Origin of the sequence: Corallococcus sp. AB018, assembly GCF_003986945.1 — a bacterium.
Classification (GTDB): Bacteria; Myxococcota; Myxococcia; order Myxococcales; family Myxococcaceae; genus Corallococcus; species Corallococcus exiguus.
Window position 1 is genome coordinate 19,910 of record NZ_RAWR01000073.1, and the last position, 22,109, is coordinate 42,018.

Sequence of the window (22,109 nt, forward strand, 5' to 3'; positions counted from 1 at the left end):
GCCTGGTGTTCAGCCGAGGAGCGCGCACGTGGGCGTCCGCGGTCCCGCCGGAGTCCGGCGTGGACGTGGCGGACGCGCGTGGCCCGGCTTCCGCGGACGAGGCCCGCCTGCGGCTCCTGGTCCAGCGGGTCCAGCAGGGGGACCTGACCGCCTTCGAGCAGCTCTACGAGGCCACCAAGCTGGACGCGGCGCGCACCCTGCGCCACCTGGTGGGAAACCGCGTGGAGGTGGATGACCTCCTTCAGGAGACCTACCTGCGGCTGCTCACGGCGGTGAAGGGCTTCCGGGGGGAGTCTCGCTTCAAGACGTTCCTCTATCGGGTGTGCGCCAACGTGGCGCTCAGCCATCTGAGGTGGAAGCGGCGCCGGCCGGAGGACTCCTTCGCGGACCCGCCGGAGATGGTGGCGACGGGGGAGGACCCGGAGCGCGCCGCGGAGCGTCGTCAGGCCGCCCGGCTGGTGGAGGCGGCGCTGGAGAAGCTCAAGCCCAAGAAGCGCATCGTCTTCGTCTACGCCGAGCTGTGCGGCATGAGCCCGGACGAGATTGCCCTCGCCGTGGGAAGCTCTCCCAACACCGTGCGCAGCCGCCTGCACCACGCGAGATTGGAGTTCACCGAAGCCATGCAGCGTCTGGTCGTCGCCCGGCCGGTGGGAGGTTCCCATGGCCGGTCATGAGACACAGGCCCTGTGGGCGCTGGCCGCGGGGGAGCTGGATGCCGCCGGCAAGGCCCGGGTGGAGGCGCACGTGGCGGAGTGCGCCGCGTGCGCGGCGGAGTGGAAGCGCGTGGTGGAGGCCCGGGCGCTGCTGCACACGGCGCGCTCCGTGGAGCCCTCCGTGCGGTGGGAGGAGACGGGGGCGAAGCTGAAGGCGGCCGCGGCGAAGCGGATGGCGGTGCCCGAGCGGCGGTTCCTGTCGCCCTGGGCGATGACGCTCGCGGGGGCCTGCGCCGTCGCGCTGGTGGTGTGGCTGGGTGGGGCGCGCTGGAAGCAGGACGGGAACACGACGCCCGTCGCGGTGCGGACTCCTCCTTCGGAGGCGGTTTCCGGCACGAAGGATTCCCACGCTCCGACGGAGGAAGCGGTCGCGGCCCGTCCAGAGGTGGCGCCCGCGAAGCAGGAAGCGGTCGCGGCTCATTCGGAGGCTGCGTCCACCACGGAGGCGGAGCGCGTCACCGGCGCGGTGGTGCGGGAGGCCACCGGTGCGGAACATGCGCTGGCGGCCGGGATGCGGCTGCGCTCGGGCATGGCGGTGCGGACGCCTCCGAAGGCGTCGGCCGTGCTGCGGCTTCCGGATGAGAGCCGCGTGCGTCTGTCGGCGGGCTCGGACGTGGTGTTTGCCCGCGCGGAGTCGAACGCCGTGCACCTGACCGTCCAGCAGGGACGGCTGTCCGTGAATGCCTCGCATGCGCGGCGCGACGCGTTCCTCGTGGAGTCCGCGGGCCTGCGGGTGTCCGTCGTGGGGACGGTCTTTTCCGTGGAGCGCACGGCGGCCGGAGCCGCGGTGGCGGTGCTCGAAGGGCGCGTGCGTGTGGACGCGGAGGGTCAGCCTCCGCGCTTCGTGGACGCGGGCGAACGCGTGGAGCTCGCGGGCACGGGTGAAACCTTGAAGCCTCGCGCGCTCTCCGCCGGAGACCGGCAGGCGTTCCGGGACCTGCGGGCCGCGGAGCCCGGCGCAGCGGTCGCGAGCGTCGTGCCAGCGAAGAAGGGACCGTCGCGCGTCGAAGTGAGCCCGTCCGTTGCCACCCGCGACACGCCCTCGGAGGCGCGCACGCCCGCGGCCGGCACCCCGCCCGAGGAGAACAACGCCGCGCCGTCGCAGGCCGTCGCCCAGAACACGCCCGGCACCCCGCCCGTGGAGAACAAGGCCTCGCCGTCGCAGGCCGTCACCCAGAACACGCCTGGCACCTCGCCCGTGGAGAACAAGGCCTCGCCGTCGCAGGCCGTCGCGCAGAAGGCGCCCGAGGCTCAGCCCGGAGAGACCAACGCCGCGCCGTCGCAGGCCGTCGCCCAGAAGACGCCTGATGCTCCGGCTCCCGAGGCGCCTCGCACCGCCGTCGCCCAGGCCCCCGCGGTGCCCTCGCCAGGCGAGGCCCTGGCCCAGGCGCACGCTCCCAACACGGAGATTCCCCAGGCCGTGCATCCGCGCGAGCCCACCCCCTCCGACGACTTCGCGCCCTACCCTGGCGCTTCAGCGGGTTCGCTCGCGTCCTCCGCGCCCGTGCCGGGCGCCGTGCAGGCTCCCTCCATGGCTCCGGTCACGCCCGCGGAGCCGCGCAAGCGCAAGACGCTGGGAGCGCTCGTTCCGGGCGGACTGATGTCGGACGACTCCGACGAGCGCTTCCTCGGCTACGCCAAGGTGCAGACGGCCCCCACCACGTGCGGGCAGTTCCTCGTGGGACTGGGGGAGATCGCCGCCGCCAGCCCTCGCACGAACCACCGCGAACAGGCCCGCATCCTGCGCGGCCGCTGCCTCAACAGGCAGCACCTGCCCGCGGACGCGGAGGACGAGTTCCGCCAGTACCTCCGCGAGTTCCCCAACGGCCGCTACGCCACCGAGGCCCGCATCGCCCTGGGCATGTCCGCCGAACCCGAGCCCGGCGCCCCCGCGAAGGCCCCCGCGCCCATGCCGGCTCCCACGCCCGTGACACCTCGCTGGAACGGCTCGCCCCAGCGCGTACCCGTCAGCCCCGGGGTTCCTCGTCGCTGGTGAACTCCGCGTCCACCTCGCCCCCTTCGCTCCGGGGGCGGCGGAAGGTGGCGGGGCCTTCTTCCGAGGGCGAGGGCTCCACCTTCGCGGGCGTCTCCTGCTCGTCGAAGCGCCGGGCTTCCTCGAACGGATCCACTCCCGGAACAGGCCCGACCTGCGTGAAGCGCACGGTGCCCGACCGCAGCGTCTTCTCCAGCGAGCGGCGCACCCGCGCCGTCACCCAGCGGCGCACCGGCGGCACCATCAGCGAGAGCCCCATCAGGTCCGAGATGAACCCCGGCGCGATGAGCAGCGCGCCGCCCACCATCACCAGCACGCCGTTGAGCAGGCCCTCCTCGGGCACGCCGCCGCCGGCCATGGCCTCGCGCCAGTTGCGGAACACCTTCTCGCCCTGCCTCCGGGCGATGAGGCTCCCCAGCACGGCGGAGACCGCCAGCAGCGCGAGCGTGGACCCCAACCCGATGTGATGCCCCAGGGTAATCAGCAGGTACAGCTCCGCCAGGGGCAACAGGATGCAGACGATGACGAGGGCCTTGAGCACGCTGGCACGTTAACGCCAGATTCACTCCAGCGCTCATTGCTGGACGGACACGCCGTGTCTTCCGCCCTCCAGGGTCCCCGGCGCCCCCCGGCTCACTCCCCGTTGAGCTTCTCCATCAGGAAGCGCATCACGAAGAAGAGGAGGGCGAAGCCGCCCACCGCGAAGAGCACCAGCCGCGACGACAGCGACATGCGCTCGGACGGCAGGCCCAGCGACTGCACCCGCTCGGCCCGGTCCATTGCCTCCGCCAGGCCGGGGGTGATCTCCATGGGCTTCGCGGTGCGCCGGTAGTGCTCCGTGCGCAGGTACTGCTCGACCACCCGCTCCGTGGCGGAGCCCGTGAGGACCTCTCCCAGCTGCGGGTCGAATAGCCGGAGCTGAGCCTGGTGGGCCAGCCCGGCGGCCTCCGTGAGGACCTCGCGGATGAGCTCTTCACCGTCCACCAGCGGCACGCGCAGCTCCGCGCCCACCACCCGCTTGCCGTCGCGCAGGGGCAGCACCTCCACGGTGCCCACCCCCAGGTCCCACTCGCGCACACCGTCCGAGCGGTCGGTCCCCGGGCGTGCCGCCAGCAGGGCGTCCACCCGGGCCATGTCGAAGGGGGCGCCCTGGGTCCGCGCCTGAAGGACCAACTCGTAACTCACGTGGGTTGCGAGTATACGCCGCGCGGTTGCTCCCGCCTCTTTCCCCCCGAGACGCCTCGATGAAGCCCGGCCAGCGCCCGGAGAAGCCCGGCCAGCGCCCGGAGAAGCACGGCCATCGCCCCGAGAAGCTCCGGCCGGACCGCACGTCGCCAGAGCTGGGCCCGGACGGCACGCCCCAGGTGATGCTCCTGCGCCGCGGCTCCGACCGGTGGCTCGCGGGCCCGCCGTGGATCTACCGCGCGGACCTCAACGGCGACCCCGGCCTCCAGGGCGGTGAAGTCGTCCGCGTGGTGGACGGCCGCGGCTGGTTCATGGGCAAGGCCTTCTATTCGAAGCAGTCCAAGATTTCGCTGCGCTGGCTCACCAACGACGACGTCGCGGTGGACGTGGACTTCTTCCGCCAGCGCCTCCAGTCCGCCGAAGCGCTGCGCAAGCTGGCGCTGCCCGGCGAGACGACGTACCGGCTGGTGCACGGCGAGGCGGACGGCCTGCCCGGGCTCGTGGTGGACCGCTACGGCGACTACCTCAGCGTGCAGTTCCTGGTCCCCGCCATGGAGCAGCGCAAGGCGCTCATCGCGGACCTGCTGGAGGAGCAGTTCCACCCGAAGGGCATGGTCAACCGCTCCGACGTGAGCGTGCGCCACCTGGAGGGCCTCCTCCCGGAGAAGGGCCTGCTGCGCGGTGCGCTGCCGCCGGGCCCCGTGTCCTTCGACGAGGGCCTGGTGCGCATGCGCGCGGACCTGCTGGAGGGCCAGAAGACGGGCGCGTTCCTGGACCAGCGTGAGAACCACGTGATGGCGGCGCATTACGCCTTCGGCGAGGCGCTGGACTGCTTCAGCTACGTGGGCGGGTTCGCGCTCCAGCTGGCCACGCGCGCCAAGCACGTCACGGCGGTGGAGATTTCGGAGTCCGCCTCCGCGCAGCTGCGCGACAACGCCCAGTCCAACAAGCTCTCCAACCTGGAGGTCGTGACGGCCAACGCGTTCGACTTCCTGCGCGACGCGGTGGACGAGGGCAAGCGCTACGACACCATCGTGTTGGATCCGCCCTCCTTCGCGAAGAACAAGGACGCGATTCCGGCGGCGTTGCGCGGCTACAAGGAGCTCAACCTGCGCGCCTTCCAGCTCCTGCGCCCCGGCGGCATCCTGGTGACCGCGAGCTGCACGTACCACGTGGATGAGCAGGGCTTCGAGGAGATGCTCGCCTCCGCGGCGTCGGACGCGAAGCGCCGGGTGCAGATCATCGAGCGCCGCGGCGCCGGCCGCGACCACCCCGTCCTCCTCAACCTGCGCGAGACGCGCTACCTCAAATGTTTCGTTCTGCGCATGTTGTGAGATAGGGTAGGACCCATCCAAGGGGTCCATCGAGCGGACCCCGACGTGCGGGAACGGTTCAGTCATGGCGCGCCGGGATTGGGACGACGCAGACGACGAGACCCCCGCGTCCGGGACGCGGGCGTTGGAGCGCGCCCTCCAGGAGACACGCACCGTCTACCGCCAGGCGGACGAGGCGTATGCCCCGTATTCGTGCCCCGCGAGCGGTGAGTGCTGCCAGCTGGCCGTCACGAAGCGCCAGCCCTGGCTGTGGCTCCCGGAGTGGGAGCTGCTCAAGCGCAGCAAGCCCCTCCCGTCCCCTCGCGCCGACGGCGCCTGCCCCTACCTGGACGCCGCGGGCCTGCGCTGCACCGTGTACGCGGACCGGCCGTTCGGGTGCCGCACGTTCTTCTGTCAGCGCATCCAGGGCCCCGCCCGGCAGCCGTCGGACGAGGTGTCCAAGCTCCTCCTGCGGTTGGAGCGGATTTCACAACGCGTGATGCCGTCGCTGCGGGGGCCACGTCCCCTCCTGGAATGGTATGCCGGGGTCAGTACCGCCCCGGCCCGGGAGGAACGATGACGTCCATGCTGCAGACGCGGTGGCGGAGCGCCCACCGGAGTCCCCCCGTGTCCGCGCGGTCCAAGCCCGTAGGTGCCCGAGCATGATCCCCCCACGCTGGCTGCTTGCGCCCCAGGAGTTCAAGGGCACCTTGAGCGCGGCCGAAGCCGCGGACGCCATGGCGGAGGGGCTGCGGCAGGCCTCGCTGGACGTGGTGCTGGACGTCGCGCCGCTCGCGGACGGAGGTCCGGGCACGCTGGACGCGCTGCTCGCGGGCACGCCGCGGGCCGAGCGCCGCAAGCTCATCGTGCGCGGCCCCATGGGCACGCCGGTGGACGCCTGCTGGGCGTGGCTGGATGACGGGCGCACGGCGGTGGTGGAGATGGCGCAGGCCTCGGGGCTCGCGCTGGTGCCGCCGAGCCAACGGGACGCGCGGGCCGCGTGCACGCACGGCACGGGGGAGCTCGTGCGCGCGGCGTTGGACTCGGGATGCGAGCGGCTCATCGTCGGCCTGGGCGGCAGCGCCACCACGGACGGCGGCAAGGGCGCGCTGGAGGCGCTGGGCTTCCGCTTCCTGGACGCGGACGGGGCGCCGCTGCCGCCGGGGGGCGCGAGCCTCGCCAGGCTTTCGCGCGTGGACGCGAGCGGCAAGCACCCGCGCCTGGAGCAGGTGGAGCTGCTCATCGCCACGGACGTGACGACGCCGCTGCTGGGCGCGGACGGCTCCGCCCGCCTCTTCGGTCCGCAGAAGGGCGCGGACGCGGCGGCGGTGGAGGAGCTGGAGACGGCGCTGGCCACGTTCTGCCGCATCGTGGACGAGGACGCCGCGAACCTCCCGGGCGCGGGCGCGGCGGGTGGCCTGGGCTACGGGCTCGCGGCGCTCGGAGGCGGGAAGCTCACGTCCGGGTATGACCTGGTGGCGCGGGCGCTGGGGATGGAGCGGCGCGTGCTGCTCGCGGACCTGGTGCTCACGGGCGAGGGCCGCTTCGACCGGCAGACGTCCATGGGCAAGGGCCCCGTGGCGCTCGCGAGGCTGGCGCGCGCGCAGGGCACGCACGTGGTGCTCTTCGCGGGTGTCGTGCAGCGGGACAACGGACCGGAGCTGTCCCTCTTCCGCGAGGTGGTGGAGCTGAACGGACAGGCCCGCCCGGGCGCCACCGCCAGGGAGACGCTGCGCGACGCCACCGCGAAGTGGGCACTCGCGCACCTGGGCCGGTAGAGGCAGCGCAGCTCTACGGAATCGGATCCGTCGTCCGCACCACCTGCATCCCGGCGGCCTTGAAGCCCGCCAGCGCTTCCTTCGCCAGGCGCGGGAAGTCCAGCGCCGGAGGCAGTGGCTCCAACGGAGGCGCGGGCACGGGGCTCATCGCGTCCTCCAGGATGTAGATGTTCCGAAGCTTCGAGCGGTCCGTGCGCTCCAGGTACTGCTGCAGGTCGCGCAGCGTGGACAGCACGCAGTGCGAGCTGGCCTGCCCGAAGACGTACACGCGGTCGAACGTCAGCAGGTGCTCCATCAGCCGCGCGTTGAACTCGCCCACGCGCTGGCCCTTCACCTCCGTCACCTCCGGCGCCATCACGGAGTAGTTCTCCGTCAGCGGGTGCTCGCCCTTCAGCTCGAAGTGCGTGGGCGTGTCGCGCACCAGGGCGTGGAAGAGGCTCGCCTCGTACATCGCGGGCACCAGCGCGTGGCTCTGCCCGCCCAGCAGCGCGTGGTACGGCCAGATGGTCAGCACGTACCGGCCGCTCGCCTCCAGCCCCTCGCAGTACGCCAGGCTCTCTTCCGGATGGCGCGTCGCACGCCAGCGGCCCTCCCGCACGTCCTTCGCGCTGATGACCGTCATGGGCGCGGGCGGACGCCCTTCCGCGTCCTTCCACCAGGCCGGATGGAAGATTTGAAAGGCCCGGTGTGTGTCCAGCGAGAAGACGAGTCCCGTCAGCCGGTCCAGGTGCGCGTACAGCCAGCGCAGCGTGCGCTGCGTGTCCTCCACCGCGCCCGGGACGAAGAGGCTCGCGCCCGGGGTGCAGAAGCCCACCTGCGCGTCGATGCCGAACGCGGCGATGCGGACCTTGTCCTCGCGGGCCGGACGCACGCGGTGCTCGGCGGCGTAGCGCCAGGCCTCCTGGGAGACCTCCGCCACGCGCTCCAGGTAGAGCTGGCCGACACGTGCGTCGTCGTGGAACCGGGGAAGCGGCAGCGGCATGACGTGCTCTCCAGGCCCCTCAGCGCCACCGCGCCCTTGGCGTCAGCGGCCCTGCGGGAAGTGGCGCCGGGTGATGGACTCCACCAGCGCCTGCGTGGTGGCAGTGTAGCCGATGCGCTGTTCCTCCGGCGTCAGGCCTTCGGTCCCCACCAGCGTCGGCATGGACGGTGCCGCCTCCATCAGCGGGAAGTAGCCCTGGGGCGTCGCCTCTCCCGCCTGCCCCACCAGTCCCAGTGGCCCCGTGCCCGTGCGGCGGCGGAAGACGATGGGCGTCCCGGGCACGCTCTGCTTGCCCTCCGCCAGCTCGTTGCCGAACTTCATCACCGGCGTCGCGCCCGAGCACGACAGCTTGTAGATGGCCGCCACCCGGTCGCGCGTCAGCGCATGGAACATGGTGCGCGCCACGATGTGGCCGCCGTAGCCGTAGAACTGCGTCGTCGGCTCCCAGCCCACCTGCTTGCGCAGCTCCTCGAACTCGCGCGTCATCTGCGCGTCCAGGCCGTCCTCCAGGATGATGACCGGCTTGATGCCCAGGTCGCGCGCGCGTGTCACCGCGTACAGGTACTGGAGCTTCTTGTTCCCGGAGTCGAACCGGATGGAGTCCCCGCCCTGCGGCTCCTCCGCGATGAGCTTGAACGCCGCGGGGATGCCCGACGTCAGCGTGTCGAAGGTGTCCAGCAGGTAGCTGGAGCGCTGCGGCCGGCGCTCGTGCATCGCGCGGTAGGCCGCGTCGTCGGAGCCGTAGCGCTGCACGTGCTCGTGGCCCATGGTGCCCACGGGAATCATTCCCAGCACGCGCGCGCCCTCCACGTTGCTCGTGCGCTGCACGCCCGCCTCCTGGCACGCGCGCAGGGCCAGCTCGTGCTGCTCCAGACAGGTCGCCGCGCGCAGGCCCACCTCGAAGATGCGCGAGGGGTCCTCGACGACGTCCACCAGCTCCTGCACCTGCGCCCGCACCCGCCGCACGTAACCTTCCGGGTCCACCTGGATGGACACGGCCCGCACACCCACCTGGTCCAGCGTCTCCAGGGCGATGCGCTTCTCCTCCTCGCACGTCACCGTGGCCAGCGTCCGGGCCAGCGCCTCGCGGTCCTGCAGCGCCTGCGTGGCCACCTGGACGCGGTAGTTGAGCTGCAACAGCATCGGCTCCAGCCAGGACACCAGCGCGGAGGGACCCGTGATGGTGAGGATGGGCTCGCGCGGCAGGAACAGCGCGCCCCGCGGAATGGCTCGCACGGACAGCTGCGCCTTGCGCAGGATGGCCGCCTTGAAGCCCACGCCCATCTCGTAGTCGTGGCGGGCGAGGAACGCGTAGTCGTCCGGCTGCGGCTCCGGCAGGAGGTTCTTCACCCAGGCCGCCAGGTCCAGCGGCATCACCTGGGGCCCGCCCTTGCGGTGCGAGTAGTAGAACGTTTCCTTCCGCAGGGGCCAGCCGGCCTCCGCCATGCTGAACTTGTAGCCATCCGTGGCGAGCAGGGACTGGGGCATCGGGAAGCGACTCCTTATCGTTGACCCCGAGACTATGCGTGCCCCCCACCCCGTACCTAGGACCAAGGGCTCCGACGGATGCGGGAAACCACGGGTGACCCGTCACCTGTCTTTCCGTCAGCAACCGACACATTGGGGAATACGCTGGATGCGACAGGTGCGGTTAAGCTGTCCCGACCCACAACGAAGCCAGGTGCCCATGCCCGCAGAGAACGAGACGCAGAAGGTCGAAGCGGTACTGCGCGAACATGCGATGAGCTACCCCGGCGCCCACGAGGACTTCCCCTGGGGCCACCGCGCGATGAAGGTCAATGACAAGACCTTCCTCTTCATGACCGTCGACGGCGAGAAGCTGAACCTCTCCGCCAAGCTGCCCGACTCCAAGGACGCCGCGCTCACGCTGCCCTTCACCGAGCCCACCGAGTACGGCCTGGGAAAGAGCGGCTGGGTGACCGCCCACTTCGACGAGGCCTCGCAGGTGCCGGTGCCCGTCATCAAGGCGTGGATCGACGAGAGCTATCGCGCCATCGCGCCGAAGAAGCTCGTGGACCAGCTCCCCGCCCGGGGCACCGCCGTCCCCGGCCCCGCCTCGAAGCCGGCCAAGAAGGCCGCCACGGGCAAGAAGCCCTCCGTACGCCAGGCCGTGGCCCCGGCGAAGAAGGCCGCGAAGAAGGTCGCGAAGAAGGTCGTGGGCAAGGTGAAGGCCGTGGCCAAGAAGGCCGCCGCCCGCGTGAAGACCGTGGCGAAGAAGGCCTCCAAGAAGGTGTCGAAGACGGCCTCCGCCGCCAAGGCCAAGACGGCTCGCAAGGCCCCCGCTCCGGCCCGGGGCAAGCGCGCCGCCAGCTCCGCGCCCAAGCGCGCCCGCCGCTCGTAGGCGGGCCCCATACGGCCCACGCGTGAAAGGAAGAGGGCCCTTCGGGGCCCTGCCCTTCCCGCGCGTCGTGACTTCAGGAAGCGGCTACTTCCCGCTCCGGTTGCCGCGGCCCTTGGCCGCCACCTTCGCCACGGACGTCTTGCGGCGCGCGGCCGGCGCGGACTTCTTCGCGGGCTTCGCCTCCGGCTCCACGAAGAGCTTGTCGTAGTCGCGCATGCTGCGGCGGATGACCTCCAGCGCCTCCTGCCGGTCGTAGACCTCCGCGATTTCGACGCTGCGCTTTCCCTCGCCCGGAATCTGCTTGTAGGTGAGGAAGTAGTGCTTCAGGCGATCCAGCAGCGGGCGCGGCAGCTGCGCGATGTACTGGAGCTCGCCGTACACGAGGTCCGACTCCAGCACCGCGATGATCTTGTCGTCGGCCTCGTTGCCGTCGACCATCCGGAAGCCGCCCACGGGCACCGCGTGCACCAGCAGGTTGCCGTTGGAGACGACCTTCTCCGTCAGCACGCAGATGTCGATGGGGTCCCCGTCGCCGTGGATGTCCTTGTGGCCGGTGCGCTCCGCGCAGCGCTTCGCCACCTGCTCGCCGCAGTACGTGCGCGGGATGAAGCCGTAGAGCGTGGGGCACTGGCTGCTGAAGCGCTGGGGCCGGTCCAGCATCAGGATGCCGGACTCCTTGTCCATCTCGTACTTCACGGCGTCCGTGGGGACGATCTCGATGTACGCGGTGACGACTTCAGGAGCCTCCGGCCCGGGCGAGATGCCATGCCAGGGGTGGGCCTGCGACTGGGTCTGGGTGCTCTTCTTCATGAAAGGTCTCCCGAGCGCTCGCGCGCCTCGGCGTACAGCCCGGCCACCGCCTCTTCCAGGCGGCGGGTAAGGGTATCCCGGTCATCCAACGTCAGCCCTTCGGTGGGCACGGGCTTGCCCACCACCAGCGCGACCCGCTGGCCCCACTGGATGGCCCGCCCGCCCTTGGGGAGGATGAGCCGGGTGCCGGCGACGGCCATGGGGACGACGGGGACCTGCGCCTGGATGGCCAGCGTGGCGGCGCCCTTCTTGAAGGGCCTCAGCTCGCCATCCGGGCTGCGCGTGCCCTCCGCGTAGAACAGCACGCTGACCCGCTCGCGCAGCGCCGTCACGGCCTCCTGGAGCCGGGCCCGGTCATTCGCGCCGCCGGTGCGCTGCACGGGGATGTTGCCCGCGACGCGCAAGGCCCGGCCGAACACCGGCACCTTGAAGAGCTCCGCCTTGGCGACGTAGCGCGTGTGCTTGTCGATGTGCGCGAAGTTCACCATCGCGTCGAAGTGCGACTGGTGGTTGCTCACGAAGACGACGTTGCCTTCCCTGGGGACGTTCTCCAGGCCGAAGGCTTCATGCCTCACGCCCGCGGACGCCAGCCCCGAGAGGGCCCACGCGCGCAGCACCTTGTCCGCCGCCGGGTGCTGATCCAACCCGGACAGCAGCGTCACCGCCGCGGACGTCACGCCCGTGAGGCCCACCGTGGCCGTGCCAGCGAACACCGTCTGGAGCACCTTGAGCATCAGACGAACCCGTGTGCGGGGAACAGGAGGACGTCCTCGATGCGCTGGACCCCGAGCAGCAGCATCAGGATTCGGTCGAGCCCCACGGCGATGCCCGCGGCGGGGGGCATGCGGCCCACCGCCTCCAGGAAGCGCTCGTCCAGGGGATACACGGCGCGGCCCAGCTTGCGGCGCAGCTCCTGCTCTTCCACCAGCCGCGCGCGCTGCTCCACCGCGTCCGTCAATTCGGAGAAGCCGTTCGCCAGCTCCAGCCCCTTCGCGTACAGCTCCACCCGCTCCGCCACGCGGCCGTCGCCGGGCTTCAGCCGGGACAGCGCCGCCATGGACGCGGGGTACTCGATGAGGAAGGTGGGCCGCTCGTGGCCGAGCCCCCGCTCCACCCGCTCCAGGAAGAGGTGGAAGAAGACGTCGTCGAAGGACGTGGAGCTCCCGGTGTGCACGCCCACTGCGTCCGCGGCCCGCTTGAGCGACGCGCCGTCCGAGTGCACGTGGATGTCCACGCCCGTGGCGCGCAGCACCGCGTCCCGCACCGTCACGCGCTCGTACGGCGTGCGCGTGAAGAAGGCGGGGTCCGCGACAGGGTCACCCTCCTTCGCGTCCGCCGCCACCCGGCCCGCCGCCGCCAGCGCGCCCTCCAGGTCGTCCATGATGGCGTGGTAGTCCGCGTGCGGCCGGTAGAACTCCAGCAGCGTGAACTCCGGGTTGTGCGTCTGGGATACCTCGCCGTTCCGGAACACCTTGCAGATCTGGAACAGCGGCCCCGCGCCCTGCGCGAGCAGGCGCTTCATCGCGTACTCGGGGCTGGTGTGCAGGTAGAGCGTGCGGGCCTTGCCCAGGTCCGTCTCCGGGACGAAGGGCGTCTCGAAGGCGGAGATGTACGGCTCCATGCCGGGCGTGGGCACGAGCAGCGGCGTCTCCACTTCCAGGTAACCCTGGCCAGCGAAGAACTGTCGCAGGGCGGAGTAGAGGCCCTGGCGCCCTCGGGCCGCTCGCCATGGGTTTACGTTGGGCATCGGCGGGTCGGAAGTAACATGGGCGGCCCATGTCCCCAAGGATTCCGTCCCTCCTCGCCGCCGCCATGTGTTTGCTGAGCGCCTGTCACAAGGCGCCGCCCCCGGTGGTGGTCCCCCCTCCCAGCGAGGAAGAACTGCTGACCGGCGAAGTGAACGCCCTGTCCACGGAGGCCGCCCTCCTCCTGGAGGAGCAGCACCGGCTCGTCTGGGACTTCTGGACGGAGGGCAAACCGGTGGACATCGCCGCCACCTACAGCGGCAAGCAGGCGCTCTTCAGCCTGGAGCACCTGCGGCGCATCGACCGGCTGCGGCACCTGACCAAGGACCCGCGCGAACTGCGCGCCCTCACCGCGCTCCACGGTCACTTCGCCGGTGAGTTCCTGTCGCGCGAGCTGGCCGAGCACAACGACGCCTCCGCCAACCTGGAGGCGTCCCTCAAGATGAGCGTGGACGGGCGAGAGGTGCGCTACCACGACCTGGAGCGGCTGCTCGCCAACGAGAAGAGCGCCCTCAGGCGCAAGGCGCTCTACGCGGCGGCCACGCCCGCGCTCACCCGCCTCAACCAGACGCTGCTGCGCCGCGAGTCACGCACCCGCGAGCTGGTGCAGCAGATGGGCTTCGAGTCCTACGAGGCCTTCGGCAGCGAGCTGCGGCAGGCGGACCTGGAGCGGCTGGCGCAGCTGGCGGAAGAGGTGCTCCAGGCCACCCAGGAACCGTACCGGCTGGTGATGGAGCGGCTCTCCCAGCGCGAGCTGGGGCTGCCCTTCGCGCAAATCACCCGCGCGGACATCCCGCGCCTGTTCCGCTCGCGCGAGGTGGAGGACGCGTTCCCCAAGGGCGAGTCGCTGGCGAAGGCGCAGGCCACGGTGGCGGGGCTGGGCATCGACCTGAACGCGCTGCCCAACGTGAAGGTGGACGCGCGCGACCTGCCGCGGAAGAACCCGCGCCCGCTGGCGCTGTCGGTGAAGGTGCCGTCCGACGTGAGGCTGTCCTTCAAGCCGGGCACGGGAGTGCTGCACCAGGGCCGCGTGCTGCATGAGGTGGGGCACCTCTTGCACATGGCCTTCACGCAGGAGCAGCGCTTCGAACTGGCGCGGCTGGGCAACCCCACCGTGGGCGAGGCGTACTCCGCGCTCTTCGAGGACCTGCTGGAGGACCCGGTGTGGCTGGAGGAGAACGCGGGAGTGCTGGGGGATGCCGACAAGCGCGCCCAGTACCTGGCGACCTCCAGCGCGCACAAGCTGTACCTCATCCGCCACGCGGCGGGCCGGCTGCTCTACCAGTTGGAGCTGCACCGCCGCACGGACGTGGACCCGCGCGAACTGTACCGTGCGCTGATGGCGCGCACGGGCGCCATGCCCATGACCGCGGACGACGTGGAGCGCTACCTCGTGGACCAGGAGGATTTCTACCAGTCCGCGGACAGCTTCCGTGCGTGGTTCCTGGCGGGGCAGCTCCAGGGGCAGCTGAAGGCGCGCTTCGGCCCGGCGTGGTGGCGCGCACCGGAGGCGGGCGCGTTCCTCAAGGAGCTCTGGGCCCGGGGCACCGCGCCCTCCGCGCGCGAGGTGACGCAGGCGATTGGCGAGAACGGCCTCGCGCCGGACGTGCTGCTCTTGCGGCTGAGCACCACGCTCCAGGTGCCCATGAAGCTGGACCTGCGCCGGTTGGACGACACGCCCGCGCAGCCGGCCCCACCGCCGGCGCCGGCGCCGGCCCCGGTACCCCAGATGCCCCGGGCCCAGGCCACGCCGCTGGCCTCGTAGGCATGGCCTCGACGCCCCACCGGGCCCTTCCCGTCCCCGCCGGTTGCACGTAGGGTCCAGGGCCATGGTGTCCGTGAAACAGCTCCGTCCCTTCGCGGGCGCCTCGCTGGAGTCCTTCCGGGCCGCGTCCGGCGCTATCGCCCTCATCCAGCAGCCCGTGGACGCCGCCTTCAAGGCCGTGGTGGCCCCGGGCATGGTGGGCATGCGCACGGTGGGGATGGCGCACCGCTCGCGCATGGAGGAGCGGCTGCTCGCCATGCTGCGCGACTTCGACAACCTGGAGGTGCACTTCCTCCAGCCGAACCAGGACGGCGAGGAGTTCACCGTGGGCCGCACCGACGCGTGCGACCTGATGGTGCCGGAGCCCTCCGTCTCCCAGCACCACGCCACCCTGCGCTGGAACGCGGGCGCCGGGGACTTCTCCGTGCGCGACGCCCAGTCCATGAACGGCACCTTCATCAACGGCGCGCCCCTGGGCTTCAAGGCCCAGGTGATGCTCCACGACGGCGCCACGCTGGCCTTCGGCGACGTGCAGTTCCTCTACCTGCGCGCGGAGACGCTGCACGAACAGCTGCGCCTCGCCGTGCCGGGCACACCCGCCCCCTGAAACGCGCGAAGGCCCCGCCTCCCAAGCAGGAGACAGGGCCCTCATGCGTCAGCGCGAAAGCAGCGGGACTACAGCAGCTTCATCAGCTCCGCGCGCTTGGCGGCGTACTCCTCGTCGGAGAGCACGCCCGCGTCCTTCAGCTCCTTGATCTCCTTGAGGCGCTGAGCCGGGCTGCGCGTGTCCGCGGGAGCGGCCGCCTGGGCGGGCTCCGCGGGGCGCTGCTGCTGCGGGTTGTTCTGCTGGTTGGCGAACATCTGCGCCATGCCGAACCCCATGCCCATGCCCATGCCCTGCATGGCGCCGTCGGATCCGCCACCGCCCTTGGCCATGCCCTCGGACGCGCCGAGCATCGCCTGGCCCTGGGCGTACTGCTGGAAGCCGCCCGCCAGCCGCGAGTACGCGACGTCCTTGGACAGCTTCTTCAGGGTGACTTCGTCCTCGGGCTTGATGCTGACGACGAAGTTGCCCATGCGGACGATGGTGAGGCCGTAGGAGTCCACGTGCGGCTTCAGGCCGGCGAGGATCTCCTGCTCCATCTCCTCCACGTAGGCGCCGCTCGTCACGTCCAGCAGCGGCCACTTCTTCTTCACCAGCAGCTCGGCGGTGCGGTCGCGCGTCACCTTGAGCACCTGGCCCTTGAACCAGCCCAGGAACTCCTCGTTGGTGGCGCGGCCCATGCCGACCAGGCCCACCACCAGCTTCTCCGGCTCCGTCACGCGGATGGAGAAGTCGCCGTACACCATGGTGCCGATGCCCAGGCCCGTCTCCGGGTCGCGCACGTCGCCAATGGGGCCGCCGAACTTCACGCCCGTGTGCTCACGGTTGGAGACGAAGAAGATCTCCGCCATGAACATGTTGCCGCCGGTGAAGCTCTCCAGCAGGCGCGACAGGAACGGGATGTTGTTGGTGTCCAGGGTGTGGCGGCCGGGCCCCAGCTTCCCCTCCACCTTGCCGTCCTTGACGAACAGCGCCACCTCATCCGCGTCCACGGTGAGCTGCGTCTTCATCCGGACGTTCTTCTCCGGATACTTGTAGACGATCTCACCCTTCGCGCTGTCCGCGCGGGCGATGAAGTTCCGCTGCGCCTCGCCCTTGATGCTGTCGAAGATCCCCATGTCTGTTCAGCGCCTCCGTGGCCGCCTGGGCGGCAGGTCTTCAAAGCTTCGTAACCCCATCCCCTAAATGCGGGGCCGCCGGCACGAAAGCGCCAGTGCGCTTCCCCCGGCATCCTGCTTTGGAACATAACAGCTTCACGGGCGCCTGCCCGTCCGGCCGGCCCCCTGGCAGTCCACTCTCCAACCCGCCAGTGACTCAACCCCAGCGGCTGACCAGACGTTCCCGGTCCAGGAACCGGATGCTGGCCGCCAGCAGGATGAAGTCCAGCACCAGCACCACCGCGCCCTGGATGGCGTAGTACCCCGGGCCCGCCTTGAGCACGCCGGCCACCTGGCCTCCCACCAGCCCCACCAGCGGCAGCACCACCAGCGCGGCCAGCTGCTGCGCCATGCGCGCCTCGCTCACCCGGGCGGAGATGAGCACCGCGACGCCGTTGCCGAAGAAGGCGAACAGCGGCGCGAGCACGAACACGCCGAAGCCCCACAGCGCATTGGGCATCAGCGGCGCGCCCACCAGCGGCCACGCCACCCAGTCCACGCCCACGCAGAACAGCGCGAAGGCGACCCAGGTCAGCACCACCGCGGGCACCAGCGCGGCCAGGCACTTGCCCGCCACCAGCTCCGCCGCGGACACCGGCGACGCGAGCAGCGGCTCCAGCGTGCGGCGCTCCTTCTCTCCCGCCACGCTCTGGGACGCGATGAGGATGGGGATGAAGACGGGCATCACCAGGAACATGCCGAACCAGTCGGTGAGCGACTTGTCGACGAGGAAGCGCGCCGCGCTCGCGCCCAAAGGCAGCGTGGGGTCGTAGAAGAGCGCCACCGTGCGCAGGTCCGAGTGGTCCGGCTGCCGCACGTACGTCCACACCACGCCGATGGGCACCGTCACCATCACCAGCGGCAACACCGCCATGGACACGAGCAGGCCCACGTTCTTGCGCAGGTCCAGCCAGTCCTTCCAGAACACCGCCAACGCGCGTCGCGGCCGGAAGGCCATGCTCACGTCCCCTCTTCCCGCAGCAGGTCCAGGTACACCTCTTCCAACGGCCGCTGCGCGGGCACCACGCTGTGCACGCGAGCCCCCGCACGCACCAGGCACGCCACCACGTCCGGCGCCTGGGCTTCATCCGCCAGCATCACCCGCAGGCGGCCGCCCTCCACCAGCACGTTGGGCCGGAAGGGCAGCGCCGCCAGCGCGGTGACGAAGCCCTGCGCGTCGCCCTCCACGCGCACGTCCAGCGACTGTCCCGCGCGGCGCATCTCGCGCACCGGCCCCAGCGCCAGCAGGCGGCGGCGCACCACGGCCACGCGCTCGCACAGCCGCTCCACCTCCGCCAGGTTGTGCGAGCACAGCACGATGGTGCGCCCCTCGGAGGCCAGCTCCGCCACCGCGTCGCGCACGGTGCGCGCGGACTCCGGGTCCAGGCCGCTGGTGGGCTCATCCAGGAAGATGACGCGCGGGTCGTGCACCAGCGTGCGCACGATGGCCAGCTTCTGCCGCATGCCCTTGCTGAAGCCGCCGCACGGGTCGTCCTCGCGGCCGCCCAGCCCGAAGCGATCCAGGTAGTGCTTCGCCCGGGGCCACGCGACGGACTCGTCCAGCTCATGCAGCTTCATGAAGAAGCGCAGGTTCTCCCGGGCGGTGAGCCGGTCGTAGAGCCCGGGCTGTTCGGTGAGCAGGCCCACCACCTTGCGCAGCGACTCGCCGTCGCGCGTGACGGAGTGGCCCCACACCTCCGCGTCGCCGCTGGAGGGCCTGAGCAGCCCCGTCAGCATGCGCACCGTCGTCGTCTTGCCCGCGCCGTTGGGGCCCAGCAGGCCGAACACCTCGCCGGGCCGCACGTCGAAGGTGAGGTCCTCCACGGCGGTGCGCTCGCCGAAGCGCTTCGCCAGACCGCGGACGCGCAGGCCTCCCTTCGCGGGGGCCTCCGCGAGCGGGGGCGGGACGAGGATGCTCACTCGATGGTCACCAGGACGAACTTGTTGTTGATGTCGCGGTCGACGAGGGTGACGGTCTTGTCGGAGCCCACCGCGGTGCGCAGCAGGTTCACGCGGTTGTGCTCCACCAGCGCCCACTCACGGCCGGGCCGCGCCGCGTACTGGCGCATGCGCGTGTTGGCGTCGTTGGCGCGGAACTGCTCCACCGTGTTGCGCGAGTAGAACGTCTCACCGCGCCAGTTCATCATGTACGCGGCGATGGGCTCGCCCGCCTTGCGCTGGTCGTAGTAGCGCCAGAACAGGTCGCGCTGCGTCCAGTGGTGGGACAGGTCCACCCAGTGGCCCCAGTTGAACCAGAGCGCGAACGCCGCGGCCAGGCCCCAGAAGGTGCTGAACAGCAACACGCGCGAGCGCTGCAGCGCGGCCACCGCCGCCAGCACGCCGGCCACGCCGAACGCGAAGCCCATGCCCACCTTCACGTTGATGGTGCCGGACAGGGCCTTGAACAGCGCGTCCGACGCGGGCGGCCCCTTGAAGCCGCGCACCGCCAGCGCCACGCCCACCAGCGCCAGGCCGAAGCCCACCGCTTGGAGCACCGTGCGCCCCGGCGCCTCCTCCGGCCGCGACGCCTGCCAGATGAGGAAGCCCGCGAGCGCCACCAGCGCCACGCCCCACAGACCCATCGCGGACACCTGCCCCTGCGTGGCCACCGTGGCCAGCGTGGCCCCGCCGGTGAGCAGCAGGCCCAGCGCCACCGCGCGCGCCGCGGCCGGGCGCTCCAGCTTCGCCTTGGAGGAGAACGCGTCGAAGGCCAGGTACACGCCGAAGGCCAGCAGCACCAGCGTCACCAGGTCGCCCATCCACAGCGGGCGCGAGGAGAAGAACGCGATGGGCTTGGTGACCAGGTCCTGCGGATAGGGCCGGTCGTAGTTGTAGACGAACAGGTCGGTGAAGTCCTTGGGGTTCTCCGCCAGGTCCTTGCCCACCAGGATGAAGAGGATCAGGCCGAAGATGAGGCTGACGGCGTGCTCGGAGACGCCGTCCTTCCACAGGCGATCCACGAACAGCGAGATGAGGATGGCCAGGCCCGGCAGCACCGGGAACACGTAGTGGTGGAACTTCGTCGCGCTGGAGGCCAGCAGGTAGAACGCGAACGCCACCCACAGCACGGCGATGAGCGCCAGGTGGTCCGCCTTGTCCCGCGAGCGCAGCTTGAGGCGCGACACGACCGCGAACGCGCCGGGCAGCAGCGCCACCCACGGGAAGATGGCGAAGCCGCCCTGTTCGATGAAGTAGGTGAACGACCCGCCCGGCGTGGTGGTGTGCACGCCCGCGGTGAGGCGGTTCAGGTGGTCGTGGATGAAGAAGCGGTACCAGAACAGCTTGCCCTCGTCGTCCACGCCGTCGAAGAGGCACAGCGTCAGGTACCAGGGCACCGCCACCGCCGCGAACACGAGGATGCCCGTGCCCAGCTTCATCCGGTACATCTGCGCCCACAGCACGGGCATGGCCCGAGTGCCCGCGCGCACCTGGGCGCGGACCTCGCCACTGGTGAGCCAGCGCAGGTGCGCCTCCAGGCTCTCGCGGGTCCACGGGATGACGCCAGCGGCCGCGTACAGCACCAGGATGACCGCCGGCAGGCCCACGCCCAGCAGGCCCTTGGCCAGCGTGGCCAGGCCCGCGAAGACATAGAACGCGTACCACCAGCCAGCGCGGTGCTTCGTGGTGTCATCCAACTGCCCGATGATGGCGCATGCCATGGCGCACACGAAGGTCGTGACGAAGGGCGTGTCGGTGACGGTCTGCCGGGTGAGCAGGAAGTACAGCGGCATGGTGGCCAGCACGAAGCCCGTGGCCAGGCCCGCGCGCATGTTCACGGTGCGCGCCACCGCCAGCGACAGGAGCGCCACGGCGGTGATGCTCAGGAGCGCGAAGGGCATGCGCATGCCCCACTCCGTGTAGAGCCCCATGGCGCCGTCGCCCCGGAGCGCGCCGACGATGTTCATCCCCAGCGCCTGCATCCACATGGTGAGCGGCGGCTTGGAGAAGAACCACGCGTTCTCCCAGAAGGGATAGACGTAGTCGGCGCGCTGGATCATCTGCCGGCCCACTTCGCCGTAGTGCGTCTCCCAGGGGTCCCACAGGCCGACCGCGCCCAGGTAGGGCACGAAGAGCAGCGCCGCGAAGCCCGCGGTCGCCAGGACCACGCGCGCGCTGAAGGACAGGGCCAGCCACCGCCGCCCCCATGAAGACGTCAGGGTGTCATCACCGAGGATGGCCTGGGTGAAGGTGGAATCCCCCTGCGAGTTCTTTTCGACGTCGCTTGCCACGCGCGCGTGCTCCTTCGTCGTCCGGGACGGGCCACCGTGAACCCCATGGGGCCGGGGGGCTTATATCCCCGCCACCCCCGCCGGTCGACCGACCTGGAAGGGGGTGCGTCGTTCTCGCGCCAGCGCACGCGCTTCCGCGTGCACAGGGGCTGTGCAGGCGCCTGCACAGCCGCACGGGCAAGTCCGCGAAAGGCCGTGCTCCGGCCAGGGGCACGGGCCTTGTAAGGGCCCCCCATCACCAAGCCTGACCGCGTGGCCGGAACGCGAAGGGCCGCTCAACTTCGACGAGGAGCAGTGATGCTGGTTTCAGCGGTGACCCTGGGATGCGCCCTCCTGCTGGGGCAGGTGGAGGCGCCGGAAGCACCGGAGGCTCCGCAAGCTCCGGTCGGAACGCCAGTGGAAGCAGCGCCGGCCGCGACGCCGGAGCCTCCCGCGGAGCCGGAGCCGTGGGACTTCCAGATGGCCGTCCCGAACGCGTCGTCTCCCCAGCAGCCCTACGACGGGCAGGTGCGGTGCCTCGCCCTGCCGCCCACGCCCGACGTTCCTTCTGGAGCGTGGCGCGCCCGCTGCGACGACGTGAAGATGGAGTGCCTGGTGTCGCCCGCCTATGAGCTGGACTCGGAGGGCCACGAGAAGGACCAGCCCCTGCAGCGGGTGGACGGGTGCGTGCCGAACCTGATGCCCGCGGAGACGGTGCGCCAGTACCGCCTGGTGCCCGCCATCGCGGAGGCGCCGCCGGGCTGGTACCGCGACGAGCGCGGGCGGGTGCTCCAGTACAACTTCGACCTGCACCGGCGCGTCTACGTGGGCGGGGCCTGGGCGCCGCGCTGGATGCGCGAGACGGACCGCCTGGAGGAACGCGTGCGGGTGGACTTCGGCGTGGACCTGGAGTGGCCGGGGGACTCGGACCGGCTGCACCGGATGACGCTGCTGGAGACGGAGCTGTACCTGGGGGACGCGCCCTCCTACGAGGCCACGCTCCTGCGCTACGACTTCCGCAGCCAGAATGACGCGCCGCTCTTCCGGGTGACGACCTTCTACGGCCACCCCCGGCGCTTCGACATCTACGCCAACCTGGGCTTCTGGATGGAGGTGCTCCACGGCGAACAGGTGCGCCGCGAGAACGTGCACGCGGACTTCCTCACCGTGGCCGCGACAGACGTGACGCTGGACCTGTGGCACTCGAGCGACCTCGTGTCCTACGTGCGCCTGCGGGCCGGTCCCGCCCTGGAGCGCGACCGGACGAACGGCTTCTTCACGCTCGTTCCCGCGGCGGCGCTGGAGGGGGACCTCACCCTGGACCGGGACGGCTTCCACCACGTGCGCTTCGGCGTCGAGGCGCAGAAGGTGCTCCTCGCACAAGCCGTGGCGGGCCGGCCCCTGCGTCCGGAGCGGCTGCGGCTGCGCGCGAGCTATGAGGTCATCGCCCTGGCCATCAACGACCAGCCCGTGAGTGTGACGTTGGACGGACGC

20 protein-coding genes are annotated in these 22,109 nt (G+C 71.1%); 9 read left to right on the forward strand and 11 right to left on the reverse strand.

Going from position 1 to position 22,109, the window contains the following annotated elements; all coding sequences use genetic code 11:
- The first annotated feature begins 5 nt into the window (after positions 1 to 5).
- Both D7Y11_RS17070 and D7Y11_RS17075 read left to right on the forward strand, forming a co-directional pair.
- Positions 6 to 674, forward strand: a complete 669-nt coding sequence (locus tag D7Y11_RS17070; RefSeq protein ID WP_121754983.1) for an RNA polymerase sigma factor — start codon at positions 6 to 8, stop codon at positions 672 to 674.
- A complete protein-coding gene (locus D7Y11_RS17075; protein WP_126934210.1) occupies positions 661 to 2,709 on the forward strand; it encodes a FecR family protein in 2,049 nt (682 codons plus the stop codon). Before D7Y11_RS17070 ends, D7Y11_RS17075 begins: the two co-directional genes overlap by 14 nt.
- Here D7Y11_RS17075 and D7Y11_RS17080 read toward each other — a convergent pair.
- Both D7Y11_RS17080 and D7Y11_RS17085 read right to left on the reverse strand, forming a co-directional pair.
- A complete protein-coding gene (locus D7Y11_RS17080) occupies positions 2,681 to 3,247 on the reverse strand; it encodes an FxsA family protein (RefSeq protein WP_120578616.1) in 567 nt (188 codons plus the stop codon). The genes D7Y11_RS17075 and D7Y11_RS17080 overlap by 29 nt on opposite strands.
- Before the next feature lie 92 nt (positions 3,248 to 3,339).
- On the reverse strand, positions 3,340 to 3,891 hold the full coding sequence (locus tag D7Y11_RS17085) for a hypothetical protein (protein WP_126934211.1): 552 nt from the start codon (positions 3,889 to 3,891) through the stop codon (positions 3,340 to 3,342).
- A gap of 59 nt (positions 3,892 to 3,950) precedes the next feature.
- Between D7Y11_RS17085 and D7Y11_RS17090 the strand changes: the two genes are divergently transcribed.
- The 3 genes from D7Y11_RS17090 (at position 3,951) to D7Y11_RS17100 (ending at position 6,982) form a co-directional block, all read left to right on the forward strand.
- Positions 3,951 to 5,225, forward strand: a complete 1,275-nt coding sequence (locus D7Y11_RS17090) for a class I SAM-dependent rRNA methyltransferase (protein ID WP_233607315.1) — start codon at positions 3,951 to 3,953, stop codon at positions 5,223 to 5,225.
- 64 nt (positions 5,226 to 5,289) lie between these two features.
- Positions 5,290 to 5,784 carry a YkgJ family cysteine cluster protein gene (locus D7Y11_RS17095; RefSeq protein WP_120579426.1) on the forward strand — a complete coding sequence of 165 codons (495 nt, stop codon included), beginning with the start codon at positions 5,290 to 5,292 and terminating at the stop codon, positions 5,782 to 5,784.
- Positions 5,785 to 5,866: 82 nt separating this feature from the next.
- On the forward strand, positions 5,867 to 6,982 hold the full coding sequence (locus D7Y11_RS17100; protein ID WP_126934212.1) for a glycerate kinase: 1,116 nt from the start codon (positions 5,867 to 5,869) through the stop codon (positions 6,980 to 6,982).
- Between the two features lie 13 nt (positions 6,983 to 6,995).
- Here D7Y11_RS17100 and D7Y11_RS17105 read toward each other — a convergent pair whose 3' ends face one another.
- Positions 6,996 to 7,964, reverse strand: coding sequence for a nicotinamidase (locus D7Y11_RS17105; RefSeq protein WP_126934213.1), 969 nt, complete (start codon positions 7,962 to 7,964; stop codon positions 6,996 to 6,998).
- 42 nt (positions 7,965 to 8,006) lie between these two features.
- Positions 8,007 to 9,452, reverse strand: a complete 1,446-nt coding sequence (locus D7Y11_RS17110; RefSeq protein ID WP_120579429.1) for a nicotinate phosphoribosyltransferase — start codon at positions 9,450 to 9,452, stop codon at positions 8,007 to 8,009.
- 199 nt (positions 9,453 to 9,651) lie between these two features.
- Here D7Y11_RS17110 and D7Y11_RS17115 point away from each other — a divergent pair, with 199 nt between their 5' ends.
- The gene (locus D7Y11_RS17115) at positions 9,652 to 10,326 is read left to right on the forward strand and encodes an MmcQ/YjbR family DNA-binding protein (RefSeq protein WP_126934214.1); all 675 of its coding nucleotides are present in this window, start codon (positions 9,652 to 9,654) and stop codon (positions 10,324 to 10,326) included.
- Between the two features lie 84 nt (positions 10,327 to 10,410).
- Here the strand turns inward: D7Y11_RS17115 and D7Y11_RS17120 are convergent, their stop codons facing one another.
- The 3 genes from D7Y11_RS17120 to epmA are packed head-to-tail and all read right to left on the reverse strand — an operon-like array spanning position 10,411 to position 12,883.
- A complete protein-coding gene (locus D7Y11_RS17120; RefSeq protein ID WP_120579430.1) occupies positions 10,411 to 11,136 on the reverse strand; it encodes an inorganic pyrophosphatase in 726 nt (241 codons plus the stop codon).
- Complete coding sequence (locus D7Y11_RS17125) at positions 11,133 to 11,870, reverse strand: 1-acyl-sn-glycerol-3-phosphate acyltransferase (protein ID WP_233597283.1); 738 nt, start codon at positions 11,868 to 11,870, stop codon at positions 11,133 to 11,135. The genes D7Y11_RS17120 and D7Y11_RS17125 overlap by 4 nt, the downstream gene beginning before the upstream one ends.
- Positions 11,870 to 12,883, reverse strand: a complete 1,014-nt coding sequence (epmA, locus tag D7Y11_RS17130; RefSeq protein ID WP_120579432.1) for an EF-P lysine aminoacylase EpmA — start codon at positions 12,881 to 12,883, stop codon at positions 11,870 to 11,872. Before epmA ends, D7Y11_RS17125 begins: the two co-directional genes overlap by 1 nt.
- A 29-nt stretch (positions 12,884 to 12,912) precedes the next feature.
- On the opposite strand from epmA, the gene D7Y11_RS17135 reads away from it, so the two are divergent.
- Together D7Y11_RS17135 and D7Y11_RS17140 are read left to right on the forward strand one after the other, a co-directional pair.
- Positions 12,913 to 14,646: a chromosome segregation protein SMC gene (locus D7Y11_RS17135; protein ID WP_126934215.1), complete on the forward strand. Its 1,734-nt coding sequence runs from the start codon at positions 12,913 to 12,915 to the stop codon at positions 14,644 to 14,646.
- A 64-nt stretch (positions 14,647 to 14,710) separates the two neighbouring features.
- The gene (locus D7Y11_RS17140; protein ID WP_120579434.1) at positions 14,711 to 15,253 is read left to right on the forward strand and encodes an FHA domain-containing protein; all 543 of its coding nucleotides are present in this window, start codon (positions 14,711 to 14,713) and stop codon (positions 15,251 to 15,253) included.
- Positions 15,254 to 15,321: 68 nt separating this feature from the next.
- On the opposite strand, the gene D7Y11_RS17145 is transcribed toward D7Y11_RS17140, so the two are convergent.
- The 4 genes from D7Y11_RS17145 to D7Y11_RS17160 all read right to left on the reverse strand — a co-directional run bounded on the left by D7Y11_RS17145 (position 15,322) and on the right by D7Y11_RS17160 (position 20,636).
- Positions 15,322 to 16,368, reverse strand: coding sequence for an SPFH domain-containing protein (locus D7Y11_RS17145; protein WP_121755252.1), 1,047 nt, complete (start codon positions 16,366 to 16,368; stop codon positions 15,322 to 15,324).
- A gap of 196 nt (positions 16,369 to 16,564) precedes the next feature.
- Positions 16,565 to 17,365, reverse strand: a complete 801-nt coding sequence (locus D7Y11_RS17150) for an ABC transporter permease subunit (protein WP_120579436.1) — start codon at positions 17,363 to 17,365, stop codon at positions 16,565 to 16,567.
- 2 nt (positions 17,366 to 17,367) lie between these two features.
- Positions 17,368 to 18,327, reverse strand: coding sequence for an ABC transporter ATP-binding protein (locus tag D7Y11_RS17155; protein ID WP_126934216.1), 960 nt, complete (start codon positions 18,325 to 18,327; stop codon positions 17,368 to 17,370).
- Complete coding sequence (locus tag D7Y11_RS17160) at positions 18,324 to 20,636, reverse strand: glycosyltransferase family 39 protein (RefSeq protein WP_126934217.1); 2,313 nt, start codon at positions 20,634 to 20,636, stop codon at positions 18,324 to 18,326. Before D7Y11_RS17160 ends, D7Y11_RS17155 begins: the two co-directional genes overlap by 4 nt.
- A 297-nt stretch (positions 20,637 to 20,933) precedes the next feature.
- On the opposite strand from D7Y11_RS17160, the gene D7Y11_RS17165 reads away from it, so the two are divergent.
- The coding region (locus tag D7Y11_RS17165; RefSeq protein ID WP_126934218.1) for a hypothetical protein at positions 20,934 to 22,109 on the forward strand (1,176 nt) is incomplete at its 3' end.